This window comes from Streptomyces herbicida, assembly GCF_032656585.1.
GTDB classification, from domain to species: domain Bacteria; phylum Actinomycetota; class Actinomycetes; order Streptomycetales; family Streptomycetaceae; genus Streptomyces; species Streptomyces herbicida.
On record NZ_JAUYWJ010000078.1, the window covers coordinates 1 to 2,052 of the forward strand.

Genomic DNA, 2,052 nt, shown 5'->3' on the forward strand with positions numbered 1-2,052 from the left:
CGGGGATTGCGTTGAGTTGGTTGGTCCAGTAGGTGATCTGGGTGGCGAAGAGGCTGTCGGGGTCGTTCTGGTCGCCGAGGAGTTCGTTCTGCCACAGGGTGTAGTCGGCGTACTGGACGGGCAGGGGTGGCCAGTCGGGTGCCTGGCCCTGGGTGCGGGCGGTGTAGGCGTGGGTGAGGTCGGCGGCCAGAGGGCCGAGCGACCAGCCGTCACCCGCGATGTGATGCAGCACGAGGATGAGGACGTACCGGTCGGGCGCGAGGCGGAACAACTCGGCGTACAGCGGAGGTTCGGTCGCCAAGTCGAAGGCGTGCCGAGCCGCTGACGTCAGCCCGTCCGGTAGCTCCGCCTCGGTGATACCGGTGACGGGCAGCTCGACGGCCACGTCGTCCAGGACCTGCTGGTACGGAGTGCCGTCGACCTCCGGGAACACCGTGCGCAGGCTTTCGTGCCGGGCCACCAGGTCCCCCAGCGCCGCACGCAGCGCATCGTGGTCGAGGTCGCCCGTCAGCCGCAGGACCAGCGGGATGTTGTACGTGGCGCTCGGCCCCTCCATCTTGTGCAGGAACCACAGCCGGCGCTGGGCGAAGGACAACGGCACCGTGTCGGGCAGCTGCTGCTTCGTCAGGGCGAGCCGCGCCGGCCCCGCCGTGTCGAGCCGGGCCGCCACCGCGCCCGCGGTACGTGCCTCGAACAGCGTTCGCAGGCCGATCTCGACGCTGAAGGCGGCCCGGATGCGGGCGATCAGCCGGGTGGCCAGCAGGGAGTGACCGCCGAGCTCGAAGAAGTCGTCGTCGACACCTGCCCGGGGCAGTCCGAGGACCTGCGCGAACAGGTCGCACACGATCTGCTCCTGCGGCGTACGTGCTTCGCGCCCGGCCCCGGCCGCCCCGAACTCCGGCGCCGGCAAGGCGGCCCGGTCCAGCTTGCCGTTGGCCGTCAGGGGGAGTTCTTCCAGCAGTACGACGGCCGAGGGCACCATGTGCTCGGGCAGCCGATCGCGCGTGAACTGCCTGACGTCCTCGGCCCGGAGAGCCTCCGGCGCCACCACATAGGCCACCAGACGCGTCTTGCCGGGCTGCTGGTCCTCGCGGGCAACGACGGCGGCCTGGGTGATGGCGGGGTGGTCGGTGAGGACGTGCTCGATCTCGCCGGGTTCGATGCGGAAGCCTCGGATCTTGACCTGGTGGTCGGCGCGGCCGATGAACTCCAGTTCGCCGTCGGTGTTACGGCGCACCAGGTCGCCGGTGCGGTACATCCGGCCACCGGGCTCGGGGGCGTACGGGTCGGCGACGAACCGCTCAGCGGTCAGTCCTGGCCGCCCCAGGTACCCCCGGGCCACGCCGGCGCCCGCGATGTACAGTTCGCCCACTACGCCGGGCGCCACCAATTCCAGGCCAGTGCCCAGCACATAGGCACGAGTGCGGGCGATCGGACGGCCGATGGGCGCGGACGGCGGCCAGTCGTCGGGGTCGTCGCCCAGGGTGTGCGCCGTGACCACATGCGTCTCGGTCGGGCCGTAGTGGTTGTGCAGGACCCGGCCCGGCGCCGACCGATGGAACGCGCGGACGACGCCGCTCGGCGTCAATGCCTCACCCGCCTGCGCGACGGTCCGTAGCCACGGCAGCGTACGGCCCTGCTCGACGACGGCCTCGGCGAGGGCCTCCAGCACGAGGTTCGGCGCAAACAGCTCCTCGATCCGCTGCTCGTCCAGCCACGCCGCGAACCTGGCCGCGTCGCGGCGGACCTCCTCGTTCGGGATCACCAGCGTCTTGCCGAAGGCCAGGGCCGACAGCACCTCCTGCGCGGACACGTCGAAGCTGATCGCCGTGAACTGCGCGGTCCTCGTGCCCGGTTCGCCGCCCACCGCCCTGTGGTGCCATTGCAGGAGGTTCAGCAGCGCGCCCGCGGGCATGACGACCCCTTTGGGCTGTCCGGTGGAGCCGGAGGTGTAGATGACGTAGGCGGGGTGATGGGGACTGAGCTGGGGAGTGGGATTGTGCGTGGGTTGGTCGCTGAGGTCGAGGGTGTCGAGGTGGACGGTGGGGGTGT

General features: G+C 70.9%; 1 protein-coding gene. It reads right to left on the reverse strand.

The window, feature by feature from the left end; all coding sequences use genetic code 11:
- Positions 1–2,052, reverse strand: a 2,052-nt coding sequence (locus tag Q8A52_RS48785; RefSeq protein ID WP_316765144.1) for an amino acid adenylation domain-containing protein, incomplete at both ends; no start/stop codon positions are given.